Origin of the sequence: Luteolibacter sp., assembly GCF_039920825.1 — a bacterium.
GTDB lineage: Bacteria > Verrucomicrobiota > Verrucomicrobiia > Verrucomicrobiales > Akkermansiaceae > Luteolibacter.
Window position 1 is genome coordinate 110,379 of the sequence record NZ_JBDSCX010000038.1, and the last position, 23,377, is coordinate 133,755.

A 23,377-nucleotide genomic window follows, 5' to 3' on the forward strand; every position below is an offset into this window, starting at 1 on the left:
GCGGCGGATGCTTTCAGCATCAATCGCGCTTCATCCCCGCTGGCCAAACGGGAAAGATGGTGTCACGTTCTCCGCATGTTCAAAAAATCCCTCTTGATCGTGCTCGCCGGCGCTCTTGCTTTTTCGGTTCCCGCGCGGGCTCAAACCGACAATGGCGCGACGGATCCCGGGACCGACACCGAGACCACGGACCCGAAGAAGACCGGAGACTCCGCCGGACCACAACGGTTTTGGCAGGCTTCGCTCGGCGGCGGAAATTACATGGTCGCCTTGGACCGGATCACGTCGGTGAGCCGCCACAAGTATTTGTTAGATGGGGCGGTGATTGTGGATGAGGTGACGGTGGACACGGTCGGCCAGGCGCTGGCGCGTTTCTATTTCATGTCTCCGGTGACCGATGCCGCTCCGGGAAACACGGTTTCCGACCTTGCAAACCGTGGTCGCGAATTGGTCGATAAGGCGGCGCGGCGGACGGGGGCCGAGGTGCAGAACATGGTCGTCAAAAAATTTCCTGAGACGACCCATGCGAAATCCATCGAGTATCGGGTGCTCACCGAAGCGGACCTGACGGCGCTTTACGCCAGTGTGAAAAACGCGTGGGAAACCGGACGCGGCCGGCAATTCACCGTGAAATGACGCTTTCCGGTGATTCCATGGCCGGGGATTTTGACTCGTAATCGGCGGTTCCTCGCCGAAGATCGGAGGCATCAACCATGAGTTCATTCGAATCAAAAGTGAAAGAGGCGCTCGCGAACCCGCTCAATCAGGGTGAACTTGAGAACGCCGATGCCGTCGGAACCGTCGGTTCCCCGGAGTGCGGCGACATGCTGCGGATGTGGCTGAAATTCACCGAAAAGGACGGCAAGCGCGTGATCGACCGCGCGTCGTTCCAAGCATTCGGCTGCCAAACGGCGATCGCCGTGGCCTCGATGGCGACGGAACTGCTGCGCGGAAAAACCGCCGAAGAAGCCAAGCACCTCACCGCCCAGGAACTGACCGGCGACCTCGGGCCCTTGCCGCCGATGAAGATCCATTGCGGCCAACTCGTGGAAGGCGCGTTGCGAAATGCGTTGGAAAATGACCCGACAGCGGCACCCGCGGTGGCAGCGGGAAACATGGCCCCGACCCTGGCGTCCTCGCTTCAGAAAAAGGCGGGCGGCACGCTGCGCATTGTCCCGATCGACTAACCGCGCCGTTTATTTGTCCAATGGCGATAAATACCCGCGGTCGGCGTCGTTAGCTATTTTTCACACCCATTCATTTCGTGCTAGAGCTTCAAGAAGTCAGTTTCACCATCCGCAAAGACGGAGAAGACATTCCTTTGGTGGATCGAGTTTCCATCCGGGTTCCCAAGGGACATTTCATGGCAATCGTCGGGCCATCGGGCTGTGGGAAAACGACCCTGCTCAAAACCATCGCCGGGTTGAATCCCGAGTCGGGCGGGTCGCTTTTCTGGGATTCTCGGGACTTGTCGAAAGAGGGGGATTTTTCGCCGTCAGAGATCGGCTATGTGCCGCAGTTTTCGATCGCCTATGATCCGCTGACAGTGGACGAGTCGGTCGAAGCGGCGACCCGGCTTCGGGTTCGCAGCCGGGACACGGCGGAGCTCGATCACCGGATCGACAGCGTGCTTGAGGAAACGGGGTTGAGCCCGATCAGCGACCGGCAGGTGAAGGTGCTTTCCGGCGGACAGAAGCGGCGGCTCGGACTGGCGATGGAGTTGGTTTCCGATCCGAAAATTCTGCTTTGCGACGAGGTGACGTCCGGCCTCGACCCGCGCTCGGAGCGGGAAATCGTTCGCTTGCTCCACGACCTGTCGCGCAAGGACGGACGGATCGTCATGTCGGTGACCCACTCGTTGGCGCATTTGGAATTGTATGACTCGATCCTGGTCCTGCACGAAGGACGGGTGGCGTTCCACGGACCACCGGAGCGCCTAACACATTATTTTTCCGTGGGCGACACGGAGGAGGTTTACCCGCGGCTTGCCACGCAGCCTTCCGAGCGCTGGCATGCGTCGTGGCAGAAGCACCGCGAGTCCTATCAGAAGATGATGGACAAGAGCCGCGAGCTGCTCATTTCCAGCGGCAGCCTGCATTTGCCGGCGACGGTGGAAACCGATAGCGCGGATAAGAAGCCGGATGCTGCTGTTCGCTTGCCTGGTTTTTTCAGCCAGTTCGCCACCCTGCTGTCCCGTCGCTGGCGGATCTTTTTCCGCGACCGCGGGCAGGTGTTCTTGCAGCTTGCGATCATCATTTGCTTTCCGCTGCTGGTGACGATTTTCAGCAAGAAGGCATCCGGACCGATCCGGAATTTCTCAGACACGCGGCAGTCAAACGTGATGCTCGAAATCCAGGAGCAGCAGAACGTGCGATCGGACCAAGCCAAGGTCGGATCCGCGGTGTCGGGCATCATCATGTTCCAGGTGGTGCTGCTGTCGCTGATGGGGTCTAACAATTCCGCGCGAGAGATCGCCGGCGAGCGGCCGATTTACGAAAAGGAGAAATTCGGCGGGCTGCGGCCTTCCGCTTACCTCGCGTCGAAGATCGCGTTCCTCGCGTGTCTGGTGATCGGGCAATCGCTGTGGATGGCGTTTTTCGTGAATTCACTCGGCTCGTTCCGTGGAAATTTCATCGAGCACGCGGGTTTCCTGCTGCTGATCAACGCGGCGATGACGGCGATCTGTCTCGCGATTTCCTCGCTCATGCGGACTGCCGAGCAGGCTTCGCTGCTGTCGATTTACCTCGTCGGGTTCCAGCTCCCATTGTCAGGCGCGGTGCTCGCGCTGCCGGACAGTGTCGAGATGTTCACCCGCCCGTTCATTTCCGCCTATTGGGCATGGTCGGGATCGGTTGAAGCCCTGCAAACCCAGGTTCACGACGCGGTAAAATCGGTCATCGATACCAGTCTCTCCGCTCAAAGCGCCTGTCTCTACACGCTCGGGGCTCATATTCTCGTGGCGGTGATCGCCGCATGGGCCGGGGTTCGCAGGCCACAGTGGGATTGACCGATTTTCCGCCTCGATTTCAGAAAACTCCGATGATAGATTCACCTCTCAAACCCTCTTGAAACATGGCACGACGCGCTAGTTCGAAACTCCATCCCGGCATCATCATCGGAGCCATCGCCGCCATCGTTGTGGCCATCATCGCCGGGAAATCCCTGATCGGGAAAAAATCGGCCGGCTTCGGCGATGTCCCGAAGCTCGATGTCGATGAACTCCTCGAAAACGGCAACATGCTGCGCGGCAACGGGTACGTCATCGAGGGACAGATCGACGAGAAACTCCAGTGGACGACCAGCCGCGGCCAGCTCGTCAGCGTGAGAATCGACACCCCCGGCGGTGACAAGTTCGTCGGGATCGAAATTCCGCAGCAGTTCAACACGCTCAACATCGACGCGAAGCAGAAATACGCCTTCCGCGTGAAGTTCCGGCAAGGCGGCATCCCCGTCGCCACCGGAGTGAACCGTCTCTAACGAAAATTTCATCACTCCATGAAAGCCCGGTATTTGCTTCCTCTTTGTTTCGCGGGCCTGGCCCACGGCCAGGTTTACACACCGCCACCTGCGGCGCAGCCTGCTCCGGCCGCGACGCCCACCGACACGGGGCCCGGCCAGCAGAAGAAGGAACCTGCCGCCGGTCCGCTCGGGCAGGAAATCCCGATGCTCGATCCTTCCGCCGAGACCATCACCGTCGGCGGTGTCGCGATACCGTTAGGCGACAATCGCCTGCTCAAGGCGCGCTTCGAGAAATACCTGAGCCAGCCGCCTGAAGCGGATGCGGAGGCCGCAAAATACCGCGAGGTCGTCTCAGAAATCCTGGCGACGATTTCCCCGTTCAAATCCGGCGGACCTGATCTTTATTCCGCGTTCAAACTGCTGCCGACCGCGGCCACCTATCCGGGCGATGCGAATCTCTGCGGCTCGCTCGCGGAGTCGATCTACATGGCGATGCTGGCCAAGAAGGATGTGAACGGGCTCAACAAGCTCAACCAGACCATCGAGGACGAGAAGAAGGAGATCATTTCTGAGGGAGACTGGAAAGCACGCCACGAGCGAGACAAGGAACTCGGTGAATCCCAAAAAGCGGGTGACAAGAAAAAGGCGCCGCAGCCCGCGATCGATCCCGGGGCGGGAGTGAACTCGCTCAAGTATGCGGACACGCTCCGCCGCATCGCGGAGATCGAGGTTTTGAAAAAGACCAACATCGCCCGCACCGAGGCCCAGACCTTGCGGACCAAAGCGCAGTATCAGGTGAGCATGATCCAGTGGTTCATGGAGCGCCGCTACGAGCACGTCCTGATGGCCGCGCGGTTCTACAATCAGATCTGGAAGGACGGCGACTCCACCCTGCGCGTGGACAAAAACTCGGACGTCTCCAAGTTGTTTTCCGAATCCGTCGGTGTCAGCCCGACGGTGGCCTCGCTCGACTCGCTCTCTAACGAAGCGATCCGCGAGACTTCGAAATACATCGAAGCCTTCGACCTGATGCTCTCCCGCGGCGAACTTCACTCCGCTTCGCAGCGGCTGATGGAAGCCTACGCGCTTGGTGAATATCTCGCGCCGGTTGCCACGCTCTCGTTGGAGAAAAAGCGCAAGGTGGCGGATTATTTCCGCGATCTGAACGAGCTTTATGGCACGCTTCAGGCCCATGATTACACGAAGACCATGGAGCTGGCCGCCCGCTTGAAGACTCAGGCGAAGGACTTCCCGTCGTCCAAGGTCGATAGCGCCATCGCCGCCTACACGCTTGCTTCCGACCTCGCGATCGAGGAGGCCAAGGCGCACCTGTTAGCGAAGGAGAGCGACAAGGCTGCCGAGAAGATCAAGGCCGCTGCCGAAATCTGGCCGACCAATCCCAAGCTCAAGGAATTCCGCACACTCGTCAGCAACAGCGGCGGACTCGTTTCCATCCGCAACGATTTCGACCGCCTTCTCAGCGAGGGGAATTTCCGCGAGGTCGCCCGCCGCCAATATGAGATCGCTCCGGCGATCCAGGGCGATCCCACTCGTGAGGACGCGTTCAAGCAGATCATGACCAATCTCACGAAGATCGAAACCGCACTCGGCAAGGCGTCCGAGTTCAGCAAGATCGGCCAGAATTACGCCGCGTGGGAGCAGCTCGCCAAGCTGCGCGAGGAATTTCCAGACGATCCGAAACTCGGCCGCGAGCTTGAATTGTTAGCTCCCAAAGTCGCCGATTTCACCCTCGCGCTCGACAAGGCGAAGCAGTTTGAAAACCGCACGCCCAAGCAGGTCGGCTCCGCGCTATCCTGGTACCTCAAGGCGCACAGCATCCATCCGCAAAGCGACATCGCCGAACAGGGAGTCAAGCGGCTCACCAACGAAATCCTGCCGTCGGACACCGGCGAGGCATCGACCGGACTATCAGAAAAGGACAACTGATTTTCCGGATGAAACGGCATTTCCTGCTGGCGGCCCTACTGGCAGGTGCGGCGGCGGCCCAGGTGCTGGACCATTCCGCGCTGCTCAAACGCCAGACGTTCTGGGAGAATCGGGATTTCGAATGGTTCGAAGCGAACATCCCGTTCTTTGAATGCCCGGATGAAGAGATCAACACGACCTACTACTATCGCTGGGAACTGGTCACCAAACACCTCGTCTATGGCTCGCCGGACAGCGGTTACAGCTTCACCGAGTTCATCGACCGTCCGCCCTGGTCGGGGGCCTATGGTTCGATTTCCTGTCCGTCCGGGCATCAGATTTATGAAGTGCGCTGGTTGAACGATCCCCGCTACGTCAGGGACTATTTGAACTATTGGTTCCACACGCCAGGTGCGCAGCCGAGGAATTATTCGAGCTGGCTTGCGGACTCCGCATGGGCCGTCCAACAGGTCTATCCGAATAAAAATTTCACCACCGGTCTGCTGCCGGATCTGGTGAAAAACCATGACGGCTGGGTGGCCCGGCAGTGGGTGCCGGAAATGGGCATGTTCTGGCAGAGCGGCCACGACGACGGGATGGAGTTTAACATCAACAGCCGGCAAACACGCGATATCCTGCGCGGCGAGCAATCGTTCCGGCCGTCCTTCAACACCTACATGTGGGCCGACGAGGTCGCCATCGCCAAGGTCGCCGCACTCGCGGGCGACGCGAAGACGGCGGAGACCTTCCGCGAAAAGGCTGCCGCCATCAGGAAACAAGTCCAACAACTGTGGGATCCCAAGCGTGAGTTCTTTTTCCCAATGTCCGCCCGCGACGAGACGGACAAGGATGGCGTCACCGTTCGGAAACACACGCTGACCTATCAGTCGGGCCGCTTCGAGGGCAGCGAGCACGGCCGTGAACTTCATGGCTATGTCCCATGGGCCTTCAATCTGCCGGAAAAGGGCTTTGAAGCGGCGTGGAAATTCCTGATGGATCCTGACTATTTCCAAGCGGCCTACGGCCCTTCCACGGTCGAGCGACATGATCCGATGTTTGTCCTCAAGGATTCCTGCTGTTGGTGGAGCGGCCAGTCCTGGCCCTTCGCCACCACTCAGACGCTCAAGGCGATGGCGAACCTGCTGCAAAACTATCAGCAGGATTTCATTTCCCGCGAGGACTACGGAAAACTGCTCCACACCTTTGCCATTTCCCACCGCAAGGATGGCAAACCCTACATCGCGGAGGGGCTCCATCCGGACACCGGTCTCTGGGATGGTCATGACTCCCCCAACCACAGCGAGCATTACTTTCACTCGGGTTTCAACGACCTTGTCATCACCGGCCTTGTCGGCCTGAAGACAGGTGACGACGACACGCTGGTTATTGATCCGTTAGCCCCTGCGGCCTGGGATTACTTCGCGCTTGATCACCTTTCCTATCGGGGGCACCAGTTTGCCATCGTGTGGGATCGGAACGGCGCCCGCTACAAGCTGGGCGCCGGATTCCACCTGCTCGTCGACGGCAAGCGCCTCGCGAAGACTCCGATGCTCGGCAAGCTCACCGCCACGCTGCCCGGCGCGCGTGAGATCCGCCAATCTGAGGAAAGCCGGATCAACCACGCGGTGAACAATGATGGCAATTCGTTCCCACGCTTCACGGCTTCCTTCGTGGCCCGGGGAACTTCGCTGGCGAAGCTCTGCGACGGCGAGCGCCGCTACGACATCAAGCCCGCGAACCGCTGGACCACCGCGGGATCATCTAACGCAACCGACTGGGTGGAAGTCGATTTCGGTACCGCGCGGGTCATCGACGAGGTGAAGCTTTATGTGCTCGACGACGGCAAGGATATCGTGCCTCCCGCCGCAATCGAGCTGCAGGCGTGGAACGGCAACATGTCCAAAGCCATCCCCGGTCAGAGAGTTTCCTCCGAAATTCCAGGCGGTGACAGGCCCTACACCTTAAAATTTGCGCCGATGAAAATCCAGCGTTTGCGCGCCGTGATCCGTCACGCTCCCGGAGCCCGTTCGGGTCTAACGGAGTTGGAGGCATGGGGCACCGGCAAGCTTCCCTATGAGCCGGCACCGCGGGCTCCCGGCAATCTTGCCGCGCATCGGACCGGTGACGCGTATCCCAAGGCCACCGCCTCGCACACCGACCGCTTCGGCGGCGATCCGGCCGCCGCGCTCGACGGAAAGATCATTTTCCAGCCCACGCCGATGAACCGCTGGACCAGCTACGAATCCGGCAACCCGAGCGATTGGTTCCAGGTCGACTTCGCCAAACCCGAAACCGTCGGCCGGGTGGTTCTCTATCTGTTCGATGACAAGGGCGGCGTCCAGGCTCCGGAAAAGTTCGCCATTGAGACCTGGCAGGAGGGGCAATGGAAAGAAATCGCCAACCCCTCGAGGAGCCCCGCTGTCCCGACCGGTGGCATGGCGAACGAGGCGGTTTTCGCACCGCGGCAGACGGAAAAGCTGCGCATTGTCCTCACCCACAAGCCGGGATCGGGCAGCGGGATGACCGAATTCGAGGCCTTCGCGAAATAGCCGCCGGGGTGGCTTTACTTCCCGGCAATATTGTTGCAAGGGTTAGTGGTCACAAAACCATTATGAAAACCACCGTCCTGCTCGCCATCTCGTCCGCCATTCTCGGTTTCGCCGCCCCGCTTCACGCCGGGACCGTCACCTATCAGGTCACCGGTCCGGTGCTCGAAGTCACCGATGCCAAGATCGTCATCCAGAAGGATACCGAGAAATGGGAAATCGCCCGCACCGCCGATACCAAAGTCACCGGTGTCCCCAAAGTGGGATCCAAAGTCACCGTCCAATACACGATGACCGCCGCCAGCATCGAAGTGAAACCCGACAAGGCCGCGGCCAAGACCGCCCCTGCTCCGGCAGCACCCGTTCCGGCAACACCGGCAGCTCCCGCGAAGCCGGAGAAGAAGCCGAAGTAAGGATTTGGAATCGTGCGTCGATCAAGGCGGTCCCCGCATTTTAACAGACGAGTTTCTGTCGAATGTCGGGGCTGGATGACCGGGCATCAAGATCAGTCTTCCGCCCGTTAGGAATGGCGATCTCCTCATCGCCGAAGCCTCATCGAACAACGGGAAGCCTTGGCGTGCTGCCTTGACGCTGTGCGGCGGGCAGAAAACGGGCCCGTTAGCATGTGTTGTTTTTGCTGGTAAATCGTAGAGCCGTTCCAATCCGCTACCTCGCCGAGGGCTTGGCCTGCCAGCCGTCCACGGTGAATCCGCCGTGTACTCCGCACGCGAATTTGAGCGGCTGTTCCAGGCCGATTACTTTGCCGGTGCGTGGGTTCTCGTATTGATCGGTGTCGGAAACCTTGCTAAGCGTGTTATTCCGGATTACCGCGCCGTAGCTTTCCTTGCAGCGCAGGAGCGGTCGCATCTGTCCCTCGCACTCGATGACATTATCTTGAATTGTAATCGTCTTGAAATCGCAGCCGGGACTGAAGCCGAACAATCCCTCCGTGCGGGGAGTCGGCGTGGTGCGCGTGCGGATGTGATTGTTGCGGATTTCCACGTTGTTAAAAACCTCATTCAGCCAGATGACACCGCGGCCGGGATTGTTGACGAGGTTGTTATGAAAACGGACCGGTCCTGGAGCCGACTCTTGGGCGAAGCTGGAAATGAGATTCCCGCCATCGTCCTTGACCTCGAAATCAAAGAGGTTGTGGTCGATTTCCACTCCGTTCCGAGGGAACTCGATGGCGTAGCTGGTGGTCATCCAGTTGTGATGGATGTGGCAGGTGCTGCCGCTCGGAGGCACCGATCCGCCCGCGTGTTTGGGGATGGAAATAACGCCGCGGCAGACGTTGTGGTCGATTTCCACGTCTTCGTTGTTATCAAATGGAAACTCCATCGAGAAGTTCACGCCGATGGTGTTGTGGTGGATGTGGCAGCGCTTGGCTTCGCGCCCTTTGATGCCGTAGAACTCGTCCGCCGCCGCGGTCTGTGTTCGCTCGAAGCGGTTGTCGGCGATCTCGGTGTCGGACATCCAGACGGAAAAAATCGCGCCACCGGTGATGCCGCCCTTGAGCCCCGGCTCGCCCTTGTCCCACCGGCCACCGGCATCGATGAACTCGCAATCGTGAATTTTCGCCCCCTTCATTCCGAAGCTCCGAATCCCGCACCACAGCGTGTCCTGGATGCGCAGATGATGCAGATGCAGATTCAGCGGTTCCCAGCCGTAGATCGCACCGTGCAACTGCGGCCCGAGCAGCGTGAGATCCGAGATGGTGATGCCGTCCGCCTTGTCCGTGAGCCGGATCAGATAGGCCCGCGTGTCCATCCCTTCAGTCGTCATCTCCGGGTCAGGCAGCGTCTTAGTCGGAGGCTTCCAGCCCGCGAGCTGGGTGATGATGGTCTTGTCCATACCGGCACCTTTCAAAATCATGCGGGCTTTTGGTTCGAGTGGTGCCTCCATCTGATAAGTGCCGGCGGCAATCTCGATGGTCGTACCCTCTTCCCCGTCGCGCACTGCGGCTACGAGCGCGCTGGCGCTGGTCACGCTCTGGCCAGCGTAAATGGCGGGACTGCAGAGCGTCAGGCTTATCGCGGCGGCGAACAGGGTGGCGTTGTTGGTAGTCATTTTCGGACTGGGTTACACGGCACGGCAAGGAATGCTTTCACTCCTGATTTGCAAACTCTTGCGGGATTCATGATTCACCTCGGCACCCCGGAACTGAGAAAACAAAAGCGACCGGAATCGGCGTTTTCACAGCCTATCCGGTCGCAGGTGATGGGAGGCGTCTTCATGAAATTACCGCTTACGGAGCCGGTGGCACCACCGCCGGCTCCTTCTCCCCGGATTGTCCTGCCGGATAGAGGCGGGATTGGTCGAAAAGGATGGGACCCATTTTCGTGTCCCCAGTGAAGGTGAGGCCGGCCTTGCGCACGGCCAGGGCGACGGCCTCGCTGGAGGCAGCGCCGCCAGCGGCGGTTAGGGCGGAATCGAGCTGGGGCAGGATGAGGTCGAACGCGCCGGAAGCATTGTTCGCGGAGAGGCGGTCGCGCAGGTCATCCGCGAAGGAGAGCTTGCGGCCGGGGATGATGTCGGATAGAGCGGATGTGGCAAAAATGTTTCAAGGCGATGTCCTGGGAAAATCGGACTTCCGAAATTTTTCCCTGTTGGCTGGCGGAAAATTCCAGGTGAAGGGAAAATTTTTTTAGAGTGCGATCCAGAAAAGTGCGGATGGTCGAAAAAGATTTCAGACTGATTCCGCTAAAAGTCCGAACGACGAAAAAAGATTTCAGGGCCTGGTCCGGGAAAGTTCCGATGGCGGAGCTATCTGTTTGAGGCGCGAGTGGAGAAAATCCGACGTGGCCCCGGCGGATTTGCATATTCAGCGGCGCGATGCGGCTGGAGCTGTCCGGTGCGGGTCGGTCAGGTCGAAATCCTTGCTTTGGAAGCTTTGTGATTGTGGTGGCGGCGAGGAATCGTTAGGAGACGGGTTCGTGTGGTCGCTGACCGTGGAGATTCCTTTCCAATTCCTTTTATGAAAACCTCATTATCCCTACTTTTCATCGCTCTGGTTTGCATTGCCGCATTTCTGATGGGAAGGGGGAATTTCGGCGGGCCGGCGCACCCCGTGGCTTCGGAAGTCAACACCCGGACCACTTCCTCCCAGTCTGCGGCGGCCCCGATCGCGAATATAAAATCGGTCGTGAAAACCCGGATTAGCACTGATGTGGTTACCACCGCGACGGCCGGGAAGATGACGCCGGCGGAACGGGTCGCGTTGTTAAAAAAGGCAGCCCTCCTCGCGGACACTGGCAAGCAGTCGGACATTCTATGTGGCTTGATTTCCGCGATGACGCAGGAGGAGTTGGTGGAATCCACCCAGGCGCTGCTGGATGCGCAAATGAACGGAAATTCCTGGTCGCAGGAAGTGTGGAATTCCCTCTGGACCCAATGGGGGCGGGTGGGTGCCGTCGCCTGCCTGGAGCTTTCCCAGCAGTCGTCCGGCGGCAAGACTTGGAACGGCTTCAAAGGCCTCAACACCTACAACGACTACCGCTGCCTGATGGCGGGCTGGCTGGAAACGCACCCGGAGGAGGCGATGGCTTGGGCGAAACTGGATAAGTTGGACAACGGCTCCGCAGCGGGTGCCGCCTACGCTATCACGAGCAGTGCGCAAGGCGACCTTAAGCAAATGGAGACCGCCATTCTCGGCATCGCCGGTAACAAACTGACGGCGCGGGCTTGCTTTGAAGACTACTTCGACCTCGCCGCGACCTCTGCGGACAAGCCGTCTCCGGCGCTGATTTACGATCGTTTGCCGCCTGCCTTGCGATCCGCCGCTTGGCCGACGGTGGCCGAGCGTCTCTCTCAGGGCGATCCCCGTGCGGCGGCCACCTGGCTGGAAAGCCATGCGAATGACCCCGGGTATGAACCGCGAGCGGCCTATGGTCTGATCCAGAGGATTTCTGGAAAAAATCCTGAGGAAGCGGTGCAAATGGCAATCAGCTTGCCTGCCTCAGCTGGCGGGATGCAACCGGCGGTCGAGATGGTGAGAGGCTGGCTCGAGAAGGATCCTGCGGCGGCGAATGCTTGGTTGAAAACCCAGCCTGCTAACTCAGCATGGGTTGCTCCATTTTTCGAAAAGCCGGAGAACTGATGGGCTAATCGGAATTTTCCCATGAAACGATCCACTCTTGTCATCCTCGCCGTCGGCACGGCGGTGGCGGCCTTTTCCCTGGCGCGCCGGACCCGTCCGGAAGCAGAACCCCCTGCCGGAGTGGTCGCTCCCGCTGCCCCCCGGGCCTTGGTTCGGGTTTCTCCGGTCCATGAAACTGGGGGACTTCCCGCCAAGGAAATCGGGAAATACCCACCGGCTTGCCAAGGTCTCAGTGCGGAACAAGCCGCGCGGCTGACTTCTGAGGAGCGGATGGCGATGCTGGCTGAGGGTGCGCTAATCAGTGATTGGGGGAATCAGGCAGCGCTGTTGTGCGGGTTGATTTCCGGGCTCACCAAGGAGGAATTGGTGGATGCGACGAAGATCCTTTCCGACGCCCAACAACTTGGAAACGGCCAGCCGGAAGTCGTCATGCAGAGTCTGTGGCAACAGTGGGGACGGCTGGATCCAGTGGAGGCCTTCAGTCACTTCGGGCCCGTTCCCACCCACGGATACGCCCACGAAGCCGACGACCGCGCCCGGAGCTTGATGGCCGGTTGGCTGGAAACCAACGCCGACCAAGCTTTGGAATGGGCGCAGAAACCCAAGACCACACGCATGGAAGCGGTGGCAGCAGCGCTCGCCATCAGCCGGAATGCCAATGGCGACCCCAAGCAATTGGTGGCAGCCATGCTCAAGCTTCCGGCGGATGGAGCCACGACCCAGGCATGTCTCGACGACTACTTCGACCTTGCCAGCCTCACGAAGGAGAGTCCGTCCGCTGCGGAAATTTACGACCAACTCGCACCCGCGCTCCGCCCCGCCGCTTGGGCGGTGACTGCCAAACGGCTTAGCCTTGGCGACCCGGCATTGGCGAAATCCTGGCTCGACCAACATCCAAACAGCCCGAGCCAACACTAGGAAAGTATGGGTCAGTTCTTCGACTCGCAGGCCTGCGAAGATCCGGCAGGCACCGCGAGGTGGGCGATCCAGACGCAGCCGCCGCTTGGTTGAAAACCCAGCCGCAGGATGCGCCCTGGGTTCCGCGGGTTTCGCGATGACTGGCGGAAAGGCGGCTTGCAGGGAGGAAAGCGAGCCATGAAACTGGGTCCTATCAGCTCAGAGGATTGCCCCCGTTCAATTGAACGTTGACTTCCCCGAGGTTGATGTTAGGTCCATCACCATGGAAAGAAAAACCCAACTCGCCATTCCCGCGCTTGCCATCTTTGCCGTCACTGGCTGGGGCTGGGGAGCTTACCAGACATTCGGCAGGGCAAGCTCCATCAGCCCGGCAGGCGGCGATATCCCGGCGGTCGGGCCGCGCCTCCGCAGCGAAGCGCGTTCTCCTTCCATCTCGGCCCTTTTGCCCACCGCCCGCAGCGCCCGCCTGTTTAATTCCCTCGGCGAAATCGCCGCGGAACCCAAAGGCGGAGTGAACAAAAAACTGATGGCCGCGATGCGCGCGACACTTTCGGATAACGACCCCACCCGCCGTGGCCGGGACTTCGCGCTCTTGCTGGATCTTATGCGACCGGAGGATGCGCTGGCTGTCCATAATCTGTTCCTCGAGTTCCACCGGGAAGGCCAGACCATGGGGGAATACGGGCCCTTCGCCAACCGCTGGGGACAAATCGACGGCGCGGGTGCTATCCAAGCACTGATGGATGAAAAACCCCTGCGCCTGCCGCAGAAGGATTTACGCGATATTATCATCGGCTGGTCCACTAACGATCCGCAAGCGGCTCTCGCTTGGATGAAGGATCATCCGGACGTTCCTGGCTCCAACGGCAACTTCGACGCCGTGATTCAGGGTTGGATCAATCTCGATCGGGACGCCGCCACCCGTTACCTCATCGATCACCAGCTCTCCATGGGTGACCGTGTCCGGGCGACCCGGAACGCGGCCGACGAAATCCTCTCCGGCTCCGGCGTTGACGCCACCGTCGCTTGGCTCACCTCTCTCCCACTGAATCAGGAAAACAACATGGCCGCAAACATCGCGCTGGACAGCATCGGCTGGCGCCTCAACGAGCTTCCTTACGATAAGGCAGCCAACGTTTGGGCCAGCCTCTCGAAGAATTCCATCGGACAGATCGGCCAATTCGAACGATTTGCCAGAGACAGCGCAACCTCACGCCAGGCGACCAATGGCAGCCTCGGCTTCTTTGATGCCCTTTCCACCACCTGGCCCGTGGAGCAAGCGGCCTCCCGCTTCACTACTTGGAGCCAACAGGATCCGGAACGGGTGAAAAATTTCCTCAACCAGTACGCGGACAGTCCCTATATCCAACAGATCAGAGACAAGCTTGCCGAGAGCGGCATGGACCTCACCCCGGCTCCCCAACAGAGCGGCGGCACCGATCCATTTGTCGGGCCCGAGAACTGATAGTTGTTTGGGATTGCCGCACGATGGGCATGGGCGTGGCTTCAGAGGATGAATGAACTCGCGAGGGCCGATGATCGCCGCTACGTGTCCCGGCTGAGGAAATCGAGGATGGTTTCGGCGGATTTTTTCGAGATTCCGGGGAGGGCGGCGATTTCGTCGGGGGTGGCTTTTTTAATGCGGGCGACGCTGCCGAAGGTGGCGAGGAGGAGTTTTTTCTTGTTAGCGGACATGCCGGGGCAGTCGTCTAGCAGGCTTTCCTTCATGCGGCGGCGGTAGAGCAGGGCGTTGTAGCCGTTGGCGAAGCGGTGAGCTTCGTCTCGGATGCGCTGGAGGAGTTTCAGCGCGCCGCGGTCGTGCGGGATGCGGATGGATTGTTCGCGGCCGGGGACGAAGACTTCCTCGTGCTGTTTGGCGAGGCCGACGACGGGAAGGTCGTGGAGGCCGAGGTTTTTCAATTCTCTAACTGCCATGCCGAGCTGGCCTTTGCCGCCGTCCACGATGACTAGGTCGGGCAGGACGATTTTCGCCTTACCCTCGCGGGCGAGGCGGCGTTGCGAGTCGATGAGGTTTTCCTGTGAGAATTCGGCATCAGGATTCGCCGCGCCGTTTTCCATCAGAATGCGCGAGTAGCGGCGGCGGATGACCTCGGCCATCGAGGCGAAGTCGTCCTGGCCCTCGACGGTCTTGATCCGGTAGCGGCGGTAGTTCTGGTTGTCCGGTTTGCCATCGGTGAAGCGGACCATCGAGGCGACGATGTGGTTGGAGGAGACGTTGGAAATGTCGAAGCATTCCATCACTCTCGGCGGACCTGATAGATGAAGTTCCTCGCCGAGTTCGGCGAGGTCTTCGGTGGGTTTGACCGTTGTTTGCACTCCGCGGCCGCGGGCGAACTGGCGGGTGGGAGAGAGGGTTTTTTCGAGGTTCTGAAGGACGTCGCGGAGGGTGGCGGCTTTCTCGAAATCGAGGGCTTCCGCAGCGGCGTTCATGTCGGCGCGGAGGGTGTCGAAGACCTCGCGTTTTCCTTTTCCCTCGAGCACGCGGCAGGCTTCCTCGATGCGTTCGAAATACGCTTCGCGGGAAATGCGGGCGATGCAGGGCGCGGAGCAGTTGCGGATGATGTCGGCGTTGCAGTGTTTGTAGTCGGCTTCTCCCGGAATGTTAGGGCGGCAGACGCGCAGGCCGAAGGAGCGGTTGAGCCATTCGAGCGTGTTGCGCAGCGCGCTGGAATGGGGAAACGGTCCGAAATAACGGGAGCCGTCGTCCTTTTTCATCCGGGTGGTGACGAATCGCGGCCACGGATCGGCGAGGCGGATTTTGACGAGGAAAAAGCGTTTGTCGTCGCGGAAGGCGACGTTGTAGCGCGGGCGGTAGTCCTTGATGAGCTTGCCTTCCAGCAGAAGTGATTCCTCTTCGTTGCGGACGGTGTGGAATTCGAAGTCGTGGATCGAATCGATGAGCGCGCGCGTCTTGACGTTAGAACGCATTTTCTGCGAGGCCATGAAGTAGGACGAGACGCGGCGTTTCAAGTCGAGGGCCTTGCCGACGTAGATGATGGAGCCGAGACGATCCTTCATCAGGTAAACCCCGGGGAGGTGGGGCACCTCGCGGAGCTTGGCTTTGAAATCCGGTGTGGACATGAGGTGGAACGCGGGCTCACTATCGAAGAGCCGGAATCCCAAAGATCAACTGAAAACCCCCGCCTTGCTTTGTCGCCGACCTGCCCATGTCACCCTCAACCCACGCAAACACGGGACTTTCCTCCCTGTTTAGGGGAGTTACTGGCTTGACACAAGGATTGCGCTGGCTCTCCCTTTTCCAACCCGACCGTATGCTGCGAAAGATCCAACCCATTTCAACGCTTCTTGCGTTTTCGCTTCTGGGATTCATTCCGGCGACCCGCTTGGATGCCCAGACACCACCGGCAACGCCAGCCGCTCCTGCCGCACCCGTGGCTCCGGCGACACTGAACCGGTTGTTCAACGAGGCGGAAGCCGCGTTCGGTGAAAAGCAATACGACACCGCAGTCTCGAAGATTCAGGAGCTGCTCGTGGCGCTCGGACCGAACAAGAATGCACCGCTTGAGCTGTTGTATTTCAACATCGGCTTGGGCTATTTGCTCGGTGAAAAGCCCACCCAAGCGGAAGAGGCGTTTACCGAGTGTTTGAAAAAATTTCCCAAAGGTGAATACGCCAGTCGGTGCTATCTCGGTGTCGGGCGGGCCTGCATCCTGCAGAACACTCCGGAGAAAAAGGAGAAGGCAGTTGAGGCGCTTAAAGTTGCGGCGCAGGATCCGAAGTTCCGGTCTGAAGCGGGTTTGTGGCTGGGTGAAGTTTACACCGATCTGGGCAAGCACGCTGAAGCGCTGGTCGTTTTCAAGAGTTTGATGGGTTCCGATATCCGTTCTCCTCAGCAGACGACGGCGGCGGTGCAGGTGATCGGACTTCTTGCCGACAGCGGCAAGCTGGAGGATCTGGTGCTCTATCTGGACCGGCTCATCAACCAAGCCGGAGTCCGCGATGCGCTTGCTTGGTATACGAACCAGGTGATCGTGCGGGGTGACGAACTGGTGGGGACTCAATCGGCCCAAGGCTATGATGCGGCGCTGGCGATCTACCGATCGATCCCGTCGCGCAGTGAGATTTTGGAAATCCAGAAAACCGCGCTCGAGTCGCAGCGCCGGGATGTGGGTATTTTGGAAAAGCGCGTGGCGTCGGAAAAAGACAAGCCGCTCAACCAACGTTCGAACGCTTCGGAGCTTCTCAGCAACCTCAAGCCCGCCGTCGAGCTGGCGGAAGCCGCGCTGAAGACCATCGAGGAGAAAGCCACGCTGGACTCCGCGCTGCTGATGCGCCGCGGCCGTTGCCTTTACTACTTGGAGCGCCAGGAAGAAGCGCTCGTTTGTTTCCGCACCATCCGGACGAAATACGGGACGTCGGAAGATGCCAAGCCGGCCGCCTACGCGGAAATCATCATTTACAACAAGCTCAAGGACATCGCGAAACTCAAGGAGCTTTGCGATGATTACCTGCGGAAATATCCCGATGCGGACAACGCCGAGCAGGTCGCGACGCTCGCCGGCGAGGTGCTTGTTCAAAGCGGAAACTGGCCGGAAGTGGGCCGATTCTACAAAGGGCTCGAAACGAAATTCCCCAAGTCGGACAACCTGGATCGTTACACCTTTTTCCAAGGCCTCGCCTATTTCCAGGACGCGAGTTTCAAGGACTCCACGCCGATCTTCACGAATTTCCTGAAGAATTTCCCGAACAGCCCGTTGATCGAGAACGCCCTCTACTATGTGGCGATGTCCAATTTCCTCTCCAACGAGTACAAGAAGACGAACGAATCGATCAAGGAATACCTCAGCAAGTTCCCCGACGGCCGGTATGCGGGGGATTTGCGCTATCGCCTCGCCTTCATCGATTTCAACGACAAGGACGTCGATCAGTCCGACAAAATCATCCGCGATCTTAACTCGTTCATCAACTCGCATCCGAACGATGCTTCGATCGGCTCAATGCTCTGTCTGGTGGGTGACACCTATAAGAAAAAGAAATCCGACAAGCGCGACGAGATCGCGAAATTCGAGAGGCTCGCCCTCGAAGCCTACAAAAAGGCCGTCTGGTCGGACAGCCCCGAGGACGTGATCCAGTATGCGCTCGATTCCGCCACCTCGCTGCTCCAAGCCAACAAAGACTGGGCCGGGATCGCCGCGCTGCACAGCGAGTTTCTCCAGAAAAAACCGGATAGTTCGATCGCCCTGCTTTCGGCGTCGTGGGTGGCGAAAATGAAAACCCGCGAGGGCAAAGGCCCGGAAGCGGCGGAAATGCTGGCGAACGCCCTCAAGCCACGCATCGGGAATCCAACCAGCGAGCAAGTCGAATTCCTCATCGACGAGTTGGTGAAAACCCTCATTCCGAAGAAGAAGCCGTCCGAGATCGATATCGATGCGGTGGACGCGCAGCTTCAGGAAATCATCAACAAGGCGATCCAAGGTCAGGAAAACGCCACCACCAATGCCCGGCTCTATTACGCCCGTGCCCGTCTCGCCGAACTGTTGAAACGCCGGGATCGCTCGGAACTCTATCTGAAAGGCATTGCGACCGTTAACGCTAAAACTCCGGCCGTGCTCAGCCCGGCGTTGCTCGCGGTTTCGGGTGATATCCTGCTGAAGCTCGGGCAACTCGACGATGCGGAAGCGATGTTCCGACGCTTGGTGGACCGTTACAAGGAAGGCCTCTACGCCGATGCCGGTCCGGTGGGACTCGGCTATATCGCTCTCGCCCGCAAGCAGCCGGACGAAGCGCTCAAGATTTTTGAAAACGCGTTGGCGAATAATCCCGGGATGTCCCGTTTCAAGGAAACGACGCTCGGCAAGGTCGAGGCGCTGATCGCCTTGGGCCGCCTCGATGATGCGGAGAAAATGGCGCTTGAGATTGTCGGCGATAAAATGTTCCGCGGCGAGCCTGCCGGAAAAGCCTACCTCTTGATCGGCCAGGTCTATCGCAAGAAGGCTGAAAAGGAGACCGGAGTGGATGCCCGGCTCGAACTCTTCAAACGCGCCATGGCGAACTACCAGCGCCTCCGCGCCGCTTACAAGGGCACGCCTGAGATTTATGCGAAAGCCCTCTTGGAGTCCTACAGGACCGGGAACGAAATGGGTAACAAAGCCCTCGCCGATGAAATGATGCAATTGCTCAAGGACGATCCGAAGCTCAAGAATACCGAGGCTTACAAGGAGGCCGTGAAGGAAGCTCCATGAAATTTGAACCCATGATTCCATCCTCAAGTCCATTCCGGTCCGCCATCCTGATCTGCCTTGCCAGTGCCGCCTCCCTGTCACGGGTCGGTGCGGAACAAGCCGCCCGCATTGTTTTCCAAAACGGTCGCTCGGTCCCTGTTTCCGCGGTCGTGGTGCAGGGCAACCAAATCGTCGTCAAAGGCCCGGCGGAAGGATTCAGCGAAGGTCAGACCTTTCCGCTGGAATCCGCGGACCATGTTTACGGCGACAAGCCTGTTGAAGTGAACCGCGGCATTGCCTTGGTGCTGATGGGAAAATCGGCCGATGCCTTGAAACTGTTGGAGCCCGTGGTCGCCCAGCAACGGATGACCGCCAAGATCCCGGGAAATTTCTGGATCGAGGCGGCGCGGGCCACTCTGGTCGCCTATGCGCTGAATGGTGACACCGCGAAGTGCGCGGACATCGGCAAGGAAATTTCCGACGCCACTCCAGTGCAGGGAATCGATCCGTTCGTTTCCCTCGGCAAGGCTCTGATGTTGCCGGTTTCGACCAAGGCCGCTGACCGCGAAACCGCGTTTCGCGATCTTACCACGGACAACCTTCCCACTGCGGTTTGCGCGTATGCCTCATTCTTCCGTGGCAATGCCCTCAAGGATGCCAAAAAGGATGCGGAAGCCCTCGAAGCCTATCTGACGGTGCCCTGCCTTTTCCCATCCGGCGGCATGATCCTCAATGCGGTTGCCGAACTGAATGCCGCCGAATACCTCACCGCGCTCGGCCGACGCGACGAAGCATTGCCTCTCCTTCATTCCTCCGTCCGCGAGTCCGGCGATACACTGGTCGCCGCGGAAGCCAACAAGCGTCTTGAAAGCCTCAAATAATCTGTCCAACCTCGTTTCACTTCATTTCTCAATCACCACGCCATGAAAAAAACCATCCATAAGGCTGTCTATGCGGCTCTCCTGTTTCTTCCGATGACCGCCTTCGCCGCAGAAGGTGCTGCCAAAGCGGAAGTGAAAAAAACGTTCATTGATGTCCTCAAGGACGGTGGCTGGTGCATGTATCCGATCGGTCTGTTCTCGATCGCAACGGTCTGGCTCATCATCGACATCTGGATGCGCACGAATCCCAAGAAGATGACTCCTCCCGAGGATGTCACGGTGGCCCAACAGGCGTTTCTGGCAGGTGACTACATCGGAGCCTATCAGACGATGAAGGCGCTCAACAGCCCGTTCTCGCAAGTCGTCCGCTCCGCTCTCGGATCCATCGGTTATGGCAAGGCCGCCACCGAGGAAGCGATCATGTCCGAGGTGGACAAGGTCAACTCCACTCTTCAGACCCGCGTCAACTATCTCTCGGTTATCGGAGTTTGTACGCCGATGGTTGGACTGCTCGGAACGGTGTCCGGGATGCGCGGTGCGTTCGCCAGCCTTGGTTCCGCCGGGATCGGCGATCCGACGGCCCTCGCCGGTCACATCGGTGAGGTTCTCATCGCCACGGCGTCCGGTCTGTTCATCGCTATTCCGGCGTTCATGGGCTTCTATTTCCTGCGGAACAAACTCCAGTCCGGCGTTCACCACTTGGAAGAGGAAGCCGAGCATCTTTTCCGCAACGCTCCTTATGATTACCTCAAGGATGCGGATGTCGGCCAAGAGGAAACCTATGCAGCGCTTCCAAACTGGATCGAAAATCCAGGCTGAGCCGGCTTTGCTTTGTAAACTTCAACACTAACCATCAAGAACCATGGCAGGCGGCGGCGGAGGAGGAGAGAGCGGGGAACCCGAGTTCCAAATTGCTCCGATGGTCGATGTGCTGTTAGTTCTGCTCATCTTCTTCATGTGCATCACCTCGGCCGAGGTTCTGAAGGTGGACAAAAACATCAAGCTGCCGGTCTCGCCTAACGCCACCAAGCGCGATCCGGAGATGGCCAAGCACGAGATCGCCATCAACGTCCGCTGGGATCCGGGCACCAACAAATCGCTCGTTCTCGTCGATGATCGCGAATACCCGAACATCGCCGATCTGATTCCCTATCTGCAAGAGCGTCGCAAAACCGATGAAAGGCTGCGTGCGGTCGTTCGTGGCGATGCCAAGCTTCCTGCCATCGAAATCCAGAAGGTTATGAACCTCGTGGGTGAAGGCGGGATCGCCGACATCTCGTTTGCGGCTTCCAATAAATAAATCCCATGAAAAGCCGTCGCAAAAGAAAGGCGTCCGCCGAGGTCAATCTCGGGTTCCAAATCGCGCCGATGATCGACGTCGTTTTCGTCATCATGCTTTATTTCATGGTCATGGCCGGTGCGGTGCAGGTGGAGAACGCTCACAACACCAAGCTTCCCGGAACCGTCGAAACCGACCAGCCTGTCAATTTGCCGGACGAAATCGCGATCCGCATCGACGACGAAGGACAGGTCTATCTCAACGACGATCCGCTCGACGGTCCGACCGTCAAATTGCTTCCAGAGCTGGCCAACACCCTCAACCAACTGCGTGAAAGCAGTGATGCCACGCAGTCCAAAGTTCTCGTCACCATTTATGCGGACGAACTTGCGCGCTACGAAAGAGTGATCGACGTTCTCGATGCTCTCAGCCGCGCCAAAATTTCGGACGTGACCTTCCAAGCCGGCAGCCCGGAATAAACAGCGGAACCACCCCCAACCACTCGCCAACCATGGAAATTTACGACGCCGAGGGAAATCCCATCCACGTGGAGGAAAAGAAGACCGGTATTTGGGCCAAGATCGGCGGCGGTTCGTTGATGTTCGCCGCCCTGTTCCACATCATCCTGCTGATCATCGGTGCATTCTGGATTTTCCAGATCATCCGCGAGCCCGAGAAAAAAGTCGATTTCATGCCACCCGGCGGTGGCGGTGGCGAACGCGGTGCGGAACATCAGGTTCAACAGAAAAAGCGGGCGCAAATCACCCCGACGACCAACGTCAAGCGGGTCTTCGCCGAAGGAGCCAAGGCGACTTACGCGATTCCCGAGCAAGGTGACAACTTCGGTGAAATGTCCACACTCAGCTCGCTGAGCGGTGGCGGAATGTCCGGCGGCCTCGGTGGCTCCGGTTCCGGCAAGGGTTTCGGTAAAGGAAACGGCAACGGTGCCGGCATGGGCATGGGCGGTGGAGCGGGCAAGCTCTTCGGTCTCATTCCGGAAACCATGCGCAAGCGCTGTTCGAAGGAAGACCGCCTCACCCGCCTCAAGGAGAACGGCGGAACGCCCTCTTGTGAAGACGCTGTGGTGAAAGCCCTCCGCTGGCTCAAGGGCGTCCAGAATTCCGACGGATCTTGGGGTGACAGAAACGCTCCCGCCATGACCGGTCTGGCGTTGCTCGCCTATTTCGGCCACTGCGAAACTCCGGTTTCCGACGAATTCGGCGACTCGTGCATGAAGGGCATCGTTTATCTGGTGAATGTCGGCATGAAGAACGACGGCAAAATGGCCAGCAATTTCACCGAAAATGGTTGGTGCTACGAGCACGCCATCGCGACCTATGCGATCGGCGAGGCGGCGACCTTTTGTAAAGACCTCAAGATCGACGTGCCATCGCTTCAGGAAGTCGCTGAAAAGGCCGGCCAATTCATCATCGACAACCAGAACAAAAACGGTGGTTGGGCTTACCATTACGAAAAAGAAGGCGGTCACACCGACGTCTCGGTTTCTGGTTGGCAGATTCAGGCTCTCAAAGCGTGCAGTCACACGGACATCAAATATCGGCGCGTCACGGCATGCATCAGCAAGGGGCTCGAATATCTCAGCAGTTGCCAAAACGAAAACGGCGGCTTCGGCTACTCCGGTGTGAATCCGGTGAGTGACAAGAAATACTGGACTCTCACCGGCGTCGGCATGCTCTGTCATCAGATGTGGGATAAAGGCGGAATCTCGGCAGTCCGCAAAGGTGCGGAGTATATCGTGAAAAACACCAAGTTCGATTACGGATCTAAGGACGATAGCGACCTCTACTGCCACTATTACGAGTCCCAAGCGATGATGCAGCGCGGTGGTGACGACTGGAAATTCTACAACAACTTGTTCCGCGACCAACTTTTGAAAAATCAGAATGAAGATGGCTCGTGGAAACAACCCGGGGCTGGCGGTGAATTTGCCGGAGAAGGACGCGGCAAGGTATACCGCACCTGCCTCAGCACTCTGATGCTCGAGGTCTACTATCGCTTCCTCAGCACGGACTCGGGTGGCCGCAGGGAGAAGCCCGGCATTTGAG

The 23,377-nt window shown here is 59.0% G+C and carries 19 protein-coding genes; 16 read left to right on the forward strand and 3 right to left on the reverse strand.

Going from position 1 to position 23,377, the window contains the following annotated elements:
• Window positions 1-75 precede the first annotated feature (75 nt).
• From ABIQ96_RS09630 to ABIQ96_RS09660, 7 genes are all read left to right on the forward strand, one after another.
• A complete protein-coding gene (locus ABIQ96_RS09630; RefSeq protein ID WP_348214363.1) occupies window positions 76-636 on the forward strand; it encodes a hypothetical protein in 561 nt (186 codons plus the stop codon).
• 77 nt (window positions 637-713) lie between these two features.
• A complete protein-coding gene (locus tag ABIQ96_RS09635) occupies window positions 714-1,187 on the forward strand; it encodes an iron-sulfur cluster assembly scaffold protein (RefSeq protein ID WP_348214364.1) in 474 nt (157 codons plus the stop codon).
• 77 nt (window positions 1,188-1,264) lie between these two features.
• Window positions 1,265-3,007, forward strand: a complete 1,743-nt coding sequence (locus ABIQ96_RS09640; RefSeq protein WP_348214365.1) for an ATP-binding cassette domain-containing protein — start codon at window positions 1,265-1,267, stop codon at window positions 3,005-3,007.
• Between the two features lie 65 nt (window positions 3,008-3,072).
• Window positions 3,073-3,477, forward strand: a complete 405-nt coding sequence (locus ABIQ96_RS09645; RefSeq protein WP_348214366.1) for a hypothetical protein — start codon at window positions 3,073-3,075, stop codon at window positions 3,475-3,477.
• Between the two features lie 18 nt (window positions 3,478-3,495).
• Complete coding sequence (locus ABIQ96_RS09650; RefSeq protein WP_348214367.1) at window positions 3,496-5,406, forward strand: hypothetical protein; 1,911 nt, start codon at window positions 3,496-3,498, stop codon at window positions 5,404-5,406.
• Window positions 5,407-5,414: 8 nt separating this feature from the next.
• Window positions 5,415-7,934 carry a discoidin domain-containing protein gene (locus tag ABIQ96_RS09655; RefSeq protein ID WP_348214368.1) on the forward strand — a complete coding sequence of 840 codons (2,520 nt, stop codon included), beginning with the start codon at window positions 5,415-5,417 and terminating at the stop codon, window positions 7,932-7,934.
• A 62-nt stretch (window positions 7,935-7,996) separates the two neighbouring features.
• Window positions 7,997-8,344 (forward strand): hypothetical protein, encoded by a 348-nt coding sequence (locus tag ABIQ96_RS09660; protein ID WP_348214369.1) that lies wholly within the window; start codon window positions 7,997-7,999, stop codon window positions 8,342-8,344.
• 253 nt (window positions 8,345-8,597) lie between these two features.
• Here ABIQ96_RS09660 and ABIQ96_RS09665 read toward each other — a convergent pair whose 3' ends face one another.
• On the reverse strand, window positions 8,598-10,001 hold the full coding sequence (locus tag ABIQ96_RS09665) for a right-handed parallel beta-helix repeat-containing protein (protein ID WP_348214370.1): 1,404 nt from the start codon (window positions 9,999-10,001) through the stop codon (window positions 8,598-8,600).
• Window positions 10,002-11,076: 1,075 nt separating this feature from the next.
• Here ABIQ96_RS09665 and ABIQ96_RS09670 point away from each other — a divergent pair.
• Both ABIQ96_RS09670 and ABIQ96_RS09675 read left to right on the forward strand, forming a co-directional pair.
• A complete protein-coding gene (locus tag ABIQ96_RS09670; RefSeq protein WP_348214371.1) occupies window positions 11,077-12,030 on the forward strand; it encodes a hypothetical protein in 954 nt (317 codons plus the stop codon).
• A 21-nt stretch (window positions 12,031-12,051) separates the two neighbouring features.
• Window positions 12,052-12,948 carry a hypothetical protein gene (locus tag ABIQ96_RS09675; protein WP_348214372.1) on the forward strand — a complete coding sequence of 299 codons (897 nt, stop codon included), beginning with the start codon at window positions 12,052-12,054 and terminating at the stop codon, window positions 12,946-12,948.
• 11 nt (window positions 12,949-12,959) lie between these two features.
• Here ABIQ96_RS09675 and ABIQ96_RS09680 read toward each other — a convergent pair whose 3' ends face one another.
• On the reverse strand, window positions 12,960-13,127 hold the full coding sequence (locus ABIQ96_RS09680) for a hypothetical protein (RefSeq protein WP_348214373.1): 168 nt from the start codon (window positions 13,125-13,127) through the stop codon (window positions 12,960-12,962).
• A gap of 83 nt (window positions 13,128-13,210) precedes the next feature.
• On the opposite strand from ABIQ96_RS09680, the gene ABIQ96_RS09685 reads away from it, so the two are divergent.
• A complete protein-coding gene (locus ABIQ96_RS09685; protein WP_348214374.1) occupies window positions 13,211-14,413 on the forward strand; it encodes a hypothetical protein in 1,203 nt (400 codons plus the stop codon).
• Window positions 14,414-14,493: 80 nt separating this feature from the next.
• On the opposite strand, the gene ABIQ96_RS09690 is transcribed toward ABIQ96_RS09685, so the two are convergent.
• Complete coding sequence (locus ABIQ96_RS09690) at window positions 14,494-16,050, reverse strand: excinuclease ABC subunit UvrC (RefSeq protein WP_348214375.1); 1,557 nt, start codon at window positions 16,048-16,050, stop codon at window positions 14,494-14,496.
• Window positions 16,051-16,241: 191 nt separating this feature from the next.
• Between ABIQ96_RS09690 and ABIQ96_RS09695 the strand changes: the two genes are divergently transcribed.
• From ABIQ96_RS09695 to ABIQ96_RS09720, 6 genes are read left to right on the forward strand one after another with little or no spacing between them, the layout of a single operon-like run.
• Window positions 16,242-19,172 (forward strand): tetratricopeptide repeat protein, encoded by a 2,931-nt coding sequence (locus tag ABIQ96_RS09695; RefSeq protein ID WP_348214376.1) that lies wholly within the window; start codon window positions 16,242-16,244, stop codon window positions 19,170-19,172.
• 11 nt (window positions 19,173-19,183) lie between these two features.
• A complete protein-coding gene (locus ABIQ96_RS09700; RefSeq protein ID WP_348214377.1) occupies window positions 19,184-20,032 on the forward strand; it encodes a hypothetical protein in 849 nt (282 codons plus the stop codon).
• A 42-nt stretch (window positions 20,033-20,074) separates the two neighbouring features.
• The gene (locus ABIQ96_RS09705; protein WP_348214378.1) at window positions 20,075-20,851 is read left to right on the forward strand and encodes a MotA/TolQ/ExbB proton channel family protein; all 777 of its coding nucleotides are present in this window, start codon (window positions 20,075-20,077) and stop codon (window positions 20,849-20,851) included.
• A gap of 43 nt (window positions 20,852-20,894) precedes the next feature.
• A complete protein-coding gene (locus ABIQ96_RS09710; protein WP_348214379.1) occupies window positions 20,895-21,332 on the forward strand; it encodes a biopolymer transporter ExbD in 438 nt (145 codons plus the stop codon).
• A 5-nt stretch (window positions 21,333-21,337) separates the two neighbouring features.
• Window positions 21,338-21,790, forward strand: a complete 453-nt coding sequence (locus tag ABIQ96_RS09715) for a biopolymer transporter ExbD (RefSeq protein ID WP_348214380.1) — start codon at window positions 21,338-21,340, stop codon at window positions 21,788-21,790.
• Between the two features lie 32 nt (window positions 21,791-21,822).
• Window positions 21,823-23,376 carry a prenyltransferase/squalene oxidase repeat-containing protein gene (locus ABIQ96_RS09720; RefSeq protein ID WP_348214381.1) on the forward strand — a complete coding sequence of 518 codons (1,554 nt, stop codon included), beginning with the start codon at window positions 21,823-21,825 and terminating at the stop codon, window positions 23,374-23,376.
• Window position 23,377 lies beyond the last annotated feature (1 nt).